This window comes from Novosphingobium sp. Chol11, assembly GCF_945870625.1.
Classification (GTDB): domain Bacteria; phylum Pseudomonadota; class Alphaproteobacteria; order Sphingomonadales; family Sphingomonadaceae; genus Novosphingobium.
The window spans coordinates 1-7,546 of record NZ_CAMBTS010000129.1 but is presented as its reverse complement, the minus strand read 5'-3'; the positions used below and the strand labels follow the sequence as shown (position 1 = coordinate 7,546).

At 61.8% G+C, this 7,546-nt stretch carries 6 protein-coding genes, 1 tRNA gene and 1 pseudogene; 1 reads left to right on the top strand and 7 read right to left on the bottom strand.

The genetic code is table 11. The annotated features are described in order from the left end of the window. Window positions 1-103 precede the first annotated feature (103 nt). From Q0O40_RS14605 to Q0O40_RS14580, 6 genes are all read right to left on the bottom strand, one after another. Entirely contained in the window at window positions 104-670 is a 567-nt protein-coding gene (locus Q0O40_RS14605) for a site-specific DNA-methyltransferase (protein ID WP_295531440.1), read from the bottom strand. 462 nt (window positions 671-1,132) lie between these two features. Beyond that, window positions 1,133-1,208: transfer RNA gene (locus tag Q0O40_RS14600), tRNA-Thr, on the bottom strand. Window positions 1,209-1,226: 18 nt separating this feature from the next. Then, complete coding sequence (locus Q0O40_RS14595; protein ID WP_295531437.1) at window positions 1,227-2,099, bottom strand: hypothetical protein; 873 nt, start codon at window positions 2,097-2,099, stop codon at window positions 1,227-1,229. After that, window positions 2,096-3,418: a replication-associated recombination protein A gene (locus Q0O40_RS14590; protein WP_295531434.1), complete on the bottom strand. Its 1,323-nt coding sequence runs from the start codon at window positions 3,416-3,418 to the stop codon at window positions 2,096-2,098. The genes Q0O40_RS14595 and Q0O40_RS14590 overlap by 4 nt, the downstream gene beginning before the upstream one ends. Before the next feature lie 15 nt (window positions 3,419-3,433). Further along, on the bottom strand, window positions 3,434-4,636 hold the full coding sequence (locus Q0O40_RS14585; protein ID WP_295531431.1) for a glycosyltransferase family 1 protein: 1,203 nt from the start codon (window positions 4,634-4,636) through the stop codon (window positions 3,434-3,436). Between the two features lie 462 nt (window positions 4,637-5,098). After that, window positions 5,099-5,530, bottom strand: a complete 432-nt coding sequence (locus tag Q0O40_RS14580; RefSeq protein ID WP_295531428.1) for a hypothetical protein — start codon at window positions 5,528-5,530, stop codon at window positions 5,099-5,101. A 249-nt stretch (window positions 5,531-5,779) separates the two neighbouring features. On the opposite strand from Q0O40_RS14580, the gene Q0O40_RS14575 reads away from it, so the two are divergent. Then, window positions 5,780-6,493 (top strand): TIGR02594 family protein, encoded by a 714-nt coding sequence (locus Q0O40_RS14575; protein ID WP_295531425.1) that lies wholly within the window; start codon window positions 5,780-5,782, stop codon window positions 6,491-6,493. Window positions 6,494-7,234: 741 nt separating this feature from the next. On the opposite strand, the pseudogene Q0O40_RS14570 reads toward Q0O40_RS14575, so the two are convergent. Beyond that, window positions 7,235-7,546 (bottom strand): annotated as a pseudogene (locus tag Q0O40_RS14570) (translational GTPase TypA); the annotation flags it as partial.

Sequence of the window (7,546 nt, the reverse complement as noted above, 5' to 3'; positions counted from 1 at the left end):
ACCACCCGCTCGGCAGGGGCCTTGGCAGGCGATTTTTTCAAGGAGTGTTGGGACTTCATCTTCGTTCCTTCGTCACTACGACGAAGCCCCAACACTCCTTAAATCACAACCTCAAATCTGTGCCATTGGTGCTGACGGGGAACAGGTCGTTCATACTGGAACTATATGGCTGAAGAACACGACGATTACTGGCCTTTGGCCAAGGTGTTTTGGACAACCACCAAACCTTATTTATGGCATCTTTGACACGAATGCGTCTTATTGTGACCCACTCCGCCGGAGTGGGCAGCTTTGCTGGATTCCACCAGTAGAAATCTTGGGCAAGATGAAATCCGAACTCCTCACAAAGCATGATTAGAAGCTTAAAGTGATACAAATGCCGAGTTGGTAGTCCCTTATTCCAAGCACCACCAATATCTATTACTAAGCTTCCCGTCTTTTTGAGAACGCGATGGAGGTGAGTAGCAAACGGACGAAACCAATCCAAATACTCATCAGCTTGTACGTTGCCGTAATCTTTTTCCCGAACAAGCCCAAATGGCGGGCTAGTGACGATCAGGTCCACTGACGAAGTGCGCATGTTAGATATCAGATGAAACGAATCCCCGTTAAAAATTCGGCCATTAGATGTTTCATGGAACCATTCAAACTGTTCAAAAATGCGCGACATACCTCTCCTCAAGGGGCGCAAAATGAAACCTATCTGCGTCGCTCTAGTCACCATGCAAAGGCCAAAGGTCACCCCACCTAACCCTACACCGAAGAGTCTCGATATCAAGGTGGGAAGAGTGCCGCTTGCGCGAACACTGGCATTCCAATCGGAGTTACTTGCCGCGGGAAGGAGTGAGAAATCTCAGCATCTGAACATCAACGACGTGACACCTCGTCAACGCTCCCTTTCGGGCAAGAACGTCGAACGCGCAAAATCGTAAGTAGGAAGGAAGCGTGGGTCCCATCAGCCTAAAATGGGGGGTGTCACCCCGGTGGGATCTGGATTGTCAGGTTCTTAGGAGGGGGTGGGGGTCGGTTTCAACACACACCGCGAACATCCAAACAACCCAAGTGTCCGTCAAATGTCCGTCCTGCCTGCCGACAGAAAACGTAGGTTACTCTAAAAAACCCCAGAAAACCATGGTGCCGGCTACAAGATTCGAACTCGTGACCCCCTGATTACAAATCAGGTGCTCTACCAACTGAGCTAAGCCGGCGCTGCGTTGTCCTTAGCCTCAGGTGGCCCCGAAGGTCCAGCCCTCGGTTGCGGCAATTTCCGGTGTCAGCCCTGCTGGCTGCCACAGCGCCGGATCGTTCGCGGTCCGGCGCAGCCACGCCGATGTGATCAGCGCATCGGTGCTGTGATCGTCGATGGCCCCGGTCATCCCCGCGCCCCGGCTGCCGAGGCGGGCCAGCGCGGCGTCGAGCGCCGCGCCGTCGCGGATCTTCGATCGGCCCGGTGCGCGCCCGCCGGCCACCGCCGCGATGGTCGTATAAATCTCGCAAACCACCGCCCCGCGCTGCGGCAGCGGATCAATCGGCCAGACCGGCAGCCGCCCGCCCAGTTGGTGGAGCAGCCTCATCCCCGAAAGGCTCGACTTGCCGACTTGCGCCGCGCCGACCAGATTGAAATTCGAATATGGTTTGCAGCCCAAGGCCTGCTGCGCCAACTCGGTCACCCGGAAGCGCCCGCGTCCGCCGCCAAATGCCGCACCCTCGCGCCCGCCGTGCCGCCGGAAATGCGCCGAAGCTTGCGGGTGATCGACAAAGGCTCCGACCGACAAGTGCGGTTCGTCCGCGCAGATCGCATCGATCAGCGCCCACAGACCTTTGGCATCCGCCGGGCTGTCCGCCCACCCGGGAAAGAACGCCTGCTTGTCCGCAAACGCCAGACTGATGCCGAGATCCATGCCGACCAGCGTATCGGCGGGCAAACCTTCCAGCAGCCAGTCCAGCACCTCACTTCGCGACCAGCGGTGGCCCGGTCGCAGCAGCGTTGGCGCAGCCTCGCCCGCAGCGCAGATCGCCAGCGCAATTCCGCGATGCCGCTCGCCCGCTGCGCCCGACCAGTCGATGGCGGCGAAATGGAGGAAGCGGGCGGGGTTCATTCCCCTCGCCGTTCACGCCGCTTTTTCTCCCACCACTCCAGCCGCTTCAGGATTTCGCGTTCGAAGCCGCGTTCCACCGGCTTGTAGTAGGTCTGTGCCGCCATCCCTTCGGGCCAGTAATCCGCGCCTGAAAAGCCGTCCTGCGCCTCGTGGTCGTAGGCATAGCCGGAGCCATAGCCGATATCCTTCATCAGCTTGGTCGGCGCGTTCAGGATATGCGCCGGCGGGCTTAGCGATCCGGTGTCCTTTGCGCTCTTCCACGCCGCTTTCTGCGCCGCATAGGCCGCGTTCGATTTGGGCGCGGTGGCAAGATAGAGGCAGGCCTGCACGATCGCCAGTTCGCCCTCGGGCGATCCCAGAAAGTCATAGGCGTCCTTCGCCGCGAGGCATTGCACCAGCGCCTGCGGATCGGCGAGGCCGATATCCTCGCTGGCAAAGCGCACCAGCCGCCGCAGCACATAGAGCGGCTCCTCGCCTGCGGTCAGCATCCGCGCCATGTAATACAGCGCGGCCTGCGGGTCCGATCCGCGCAAGGCTTTGTGCAGCGCTGAAATCAGATTGTAGTGCCCGTCGCGGTCCTTGTCGTAGACTGCCACGCGGCGCATCAGGAACGCGCCCAGTTCTGCCGGGCCGAGCGGCGCGGGCAGCGACACATCGAACAAGGTCTCCGCCTGCCCCAGCAGAAACCGCCCGTCGCCATCGGCCGATGCGATCAGCGCGTCGCGCGCTGGCGGGGTCAGCGGCAGGATGAGCCCGGTCAGCTCTTCGGCGCGCGCCAGCAGTTCGCCCAGCGCTGCGGCGTCGAGCCGGTGGAGGATCAGCACCGCGGCGCGGCTCAACAGCGCGGCGTTGAGCGCAAAGCTCGGGTTCTCGGTGGTCGCGCCGACCAGCGTGACCGTGCCGTTCTCGACATAAGGCAGGAAGCCATCCTGCTGCGCGCGGTTGAAGCGGTGGATTTCGTCCACGAAAAGCAAGGTCTTGCGCCCGATCTGCGCCATCGCCTCGGCCTCGGCAAAGGCTTTCTTGAGATCGGCGACGCCCGAAAACACTGCGCTGAGCGCAACATAACGCATGTCCACCGCATCGGCGAGCAGCCGCGCGATCGAGGTTTTGCCTGTGCCCGGCGGCCCCCACAGGATCATCGAGGAAAGCTTGCCCGCCGCGACCATCCGCCCGATCGCGCCCTCGGGGCCGGTCAGGTGGGTTTGCCCGATCACCTCGGCCAGGCTCTGCGGGCGCAGCCGATTGGCCAGCGGCGCTGCATCATTGGCGGCCTCGCGCGGGGTTTCGGCAGGGGCGGGGGCAAAGAGGTCGGCCATGGGCGAGGGGCCGGCCTATCCGCTCTTGGCGGTCTTGATCCGGATCAGCCGCAAGTAGGTATCGGCCACGGCCTGGTTGATCCGGTCCCAGCTGAAATCGAGGCTGCGCGCCTCGCCCGCCGCGCCGTGCTGCGCGCGCAGCGGCGCGTCTTCGATATAGGTGCGCAGGCTTTCGGCGAACTGGCGCACCGCGCCCGGCGTGATCAGCCGCCCGGATACCTGATCATCGACCAGGCTCTGGCTGCCGGTCGCTGCCGCTGCCACCACCGGGATGCCGCAGGCCATCGCCTCCAACGTCACATTGCCGAATGTTTCGGTGATCGAGGGGTTGAACAGGATGTCCATGCTGGCCACCGCGCGGCCCAGATCCTTGCCCGCCTGAAATCCGGCAAAGATCGCCTGCGGCAGCCGCGCCGCCAGCCAATCGTGCGCCGGGCCTTCGCCCACCACCAGCACTTTGTGGGGCACCCCGCGCTGAACCAGTTGGTCGATCGTGTCGGAAAACACATCGAGCCCCTTTTCCATCACCAGCCTGCCCAGAAAGCCGACCACCACATCGCTGTCGGCGATGCCGAAGCCCTGCCGCCAGGCCGGATCGCGCTGCTCGGGCCCGAAAATCGTGCGGTCCACCCCGCGCGACCAGATGCCGATGTCATAATTCATCCGCTGATCGCGCAGCACTTGCGCCATCGATTCCGATGGCGCGACCAGCGCATCGCAGCGGCGATAGAACCGGCGCAGGCCCGCCTCGATCAGCGGCTCGATAAACGCGAGATTGTAGTAGCGCGGATACGTTTCGAACCGGGTGTGGACCGAGGCGAGGATCGGCAGGCCGCGCTTGCGCGCCCAGGTGACGGCGCGGTGCGAGGCGATATCGGGCGACGACACATGCAGCACATGCGGATCGAATTCCGCCAGATCGCGCCGCACCCGCCCGGTCAGCGCGATCGGCATGCGAAACTCCGAGCGCCCGGGAATGCGCACCGAGGGCAGGTTGATCAGCTTGCCCATCGAGGGAAACGCCGGGTTCCTGACCTTGGGCGAATAAACCCGCACTTGCGCGCCCTGCCGCTGCAGATAGCCGACCAGCCGGTTCAGCGCCTGATTGGCGCCGTCGCGCACGTAGTTGTAGTTTCCGCTGAACAGCGCAACGCGCAGGCCCTTCAGCGGCTTCTCGCTGATGGCCGCGCCGGACGCAAGGATTGGGGAGATGTTCATCTGCGGTGCCATAGCCGCGCGGCTCGCGCTTGGCGAGAGAGGGGGCGCGAGGCCCCAAGTTGACGAAGTTGAAACAGTCCTGAGGAAAAATTGAAACCGATCACCGGGCGCGCATTGATCGGCTGGATCGATGAGAAAGTGATGCAGCGTTGCGGCATGGGCAAGGGCTTACTCCGCAAGGCGGCCTGTAGGACAGCGGATTCTGCGGAAGGGGGGCGGGGATGGGGCGATAACCATGACCGCGCTTTCCCATCATCTTTCGTCATCCTTAACTTGGTTCAGGGTCCATCCCTCGGTTTGCGCGGTGACTTGCCGCTCAAGAGTGTTTGCGCCGATGAAGGGGTGCAACTGCGCTCTCAGGTTTTTCGGCACGATGGACCTTGAAACAAGTTCAGGGTGACGTTGCGGGTTAAGTCAGCGCTCTTGGAGAGCCCCTCCCGCAATGGAGAGGGGCTTCCTGCCTCAGTTGCCGCGCCAGTCGTCGTGGTTGTCGTCACGGTGATCGTTGTTGCCGCCGTCGCGGTAGCCGCGCCGGTCATAGCCATAGGGATCGTTGGCGCCCTGTGGGTAGCCGTTTCGATCATAGGCACCGCCATAATAGCCGCCGCGATAGGTCTGCCGGTAACCGTTGTTGTAGCCGTTGTTATAGACATAGCCGTTGTTGTAATAGCGCCGGTCGGCGAACCGCCGATCCCGATCGCGGTTGCGGTTGGTGCTCGACACGATGATCGCGCCAACGGCAAGGCCGATGATGCCGGCGGCAATCGCGGTGCCAGTGGCATCGCCGTTGCCGCGGCCGCGGCGATAATCGTGGGCCGATGCCGGCGCGGCGCTGGCCAGGGCGGTGGCGGCAAGGGCGATGCTGAGGGCGGCTTTCTTGGCAAAGCTGAACATGGGTCTTCTCCCTGGTGGCCGGACCGGGAGACACCACGCTTGTCTCTCCATCGATTCGCCGCCGATAGGTTCTATGTAGAACGTGTCCGCTGAACGCCTGCCGCACAAGCTTGGCAGCATTTGTTAAGGTTTCGGCAATTTTTTCTGAATGGATGGCGACGAGGAGCCGCACTTGGCGCTCCGCCCGGGCGCGGACCACAAAATGTCACAATTGAACGGTCCAAAGAATGACACCTCTAGGAGATGCTCATGACGATTCGCGAAATTCAAGAAGCACTGGCCGGCGCAGGATATCTGCCCGGACCGATCGACGGAGCATGGGGCCGCCAGACCGCTGCGGCGGTGCGTGCATTTCAAAAGGACCGCCAGCTGACAGTGGACGGTGTGGTCGGGCCGCAGACGCTCGCGGCGCTGAACGCGCTCACCGCCGGGGTCAGCCCGGCCGCGTCCACGCGCGCGCCGCTGGTCTGGCTGGCAGAGGCCAAGCGCCTACTGGGAACCACGGAAAAGCCGGGTGCCGAAAACAATCCCACGATCATCAATTGGGCCGAAGGGATTGGCGAGGCGATGTATAACGCCGACGATATCCCGTGGTGCGGCCTGTTTGTGGGGCATTGCATCGGTGCGACTTTGCCGCAGGAGGCGCTTCCGTCCAACGTGCTGCGCGCCCGTGCGTGGGAACGTTTTGGCCATCCGATCGCGCCCACACTGGGATCGGTCATGGTGTTCTGGCGCCGGAAAGAATCGAGCGGGCTGGGCCATGTCGGGTTTTATGTGGGGCAGGACGATGCCAGCAACACATACTGCATCCTCGGCGGCAACCAGTCGAACAGCGTCTCGTTTGCCTGGATCGACAAGAGCCGCTTCGTCGGCGCGCGCTGGCCTGCCACGTTCACCCCCTCGCTGATGGGGCCGACCCAGCTCGCGATGGGGACCGAGGTTATTTCCGTCAACGAAGCCTGAGGGATGGCCTCTCTCCTGCGGGGGAGGGGCTAGAGCCTGCTCAATACAATCTTAAGCAACGTCCCGTTCCCTCTGAGCCTGTCGAGGTGTGCTTGCGCAAATGTCGCGCAAGCATGCTTCGCCAAGGCACTTACGCTGCTTGCAAGCGCTGTATGCAATGGCAGCTAACGCCCACTTTCGGTCATTCCGGCAGGAATTTGTGATCACCGAGAGCAGCCCTAATCTAACCTAAGGTCACAGTCAGGTCGGAACCGCATTTGCTGCAAGTTCGTGCGGGCCAAGGGGTGCTTAACATGAAGCGGCGCAAGAATACCGATCGCCCGCATTTTCGACAAGCGATGAGAAAACCTCCGACGCTGCCTATTATCAGCCACGCGATGGCCAAGGGAAACACCACAGCCATAACTGTTTCAAAGGGCACATCGAACGGCATCAACAGGAGCGGAACACCCCACATAATCGCAAACGGGGCGAGGACTAAAGCGATCATGAAACGCCGTCCTCTTCTATAGGGGCTCATAGGGCTGGAGGCTCGCACTCAAAAGGAAATAGCGCAGCGAACGTCAGCAATCCATCTCGTTTTTGTAGCAGCGGAATGTCCGCTTTCCACCACTTCCAGTCATCGCGGCGTGGTGTTTGCAAGCGTCACAATCGCATGCCTCAGAATTTCTAGCGCCCCCAAACAATAAGGGCGGCCCGCAAAGGCCGCCCTTCCTGTCTCATTCAGAGCAAAGCCAGCCCTCAGGCCGCTTCTTTCTTCCGGCCGGCCTTCTTGCGCTCGTTGGGATCGAGGATCGCTTTGCGCAGGCGGATCGATTTGGGCGTCACTTCGACCATTTCATCGTCGTCGATATAGGCAATCGCCTGTTCGAGCGTCATGATCTTGGGCGGGGTGAGGCGGATCGCGTCGTCCTTGCCGGTCGAGCGGAAGTTGGTCAGCTGCTTCGACTTCATCGGATTGACTTCAAGATCGTCGGGCTTGGCATTCTCGCCGATGATCATGCCTTCATAGAGCGGGGTGCCGACGCCGACGAACAGGATGCCGCGTTCTTC

Bases quoted from the DNA above. Each gene is read 5' to 3' on its own strand.
- Q0O40_RS14605 (WP_295531440.1), bottom strand. From the start codon at position 670: ATGTCGCGCATTTTTGAACAGTTTGAATGGTTCCATGAAACATCTAAT.
- Q0O40_RS14595 (WP_295531437.1), bottom strand. From the start codon at position 2,099: ATGAACCCCGCCCGCTTCCTCCATTTCGCCGCCATCGACTGGTCGGGC.
- Q0O40_RS14590 (WP_295531434.1), bottom strand. From the start codon at position 3,418: ATGGCCGACCTCTTTGCCCCCGCCCCTGCCGAAACCCCGCGCGAGGCC.
- Q0O40_RS14585 (WP_295531431.1), bottom strand. From the start codon at position 4,636: ATGAACATCTCCCCAATCCTTGCGTCCGGCGCGGCCATCAGCGAGAAG.
- Q0O40_RS14580 (WP_295531428.1), bottom strand. From the start codon at position 5,530: ATGTTCAGCTTTGCCAAGAAAGCCGCCCTCAGCATCGCCCTTGCCGCC.
- Q0O40_RS14575 (WP_295531425.1), top strand. From the start codon at position 5,780: ATGACGATTCGCGAAATTCAAGAAGCACTGGCCGGCGCAGGATATCTG.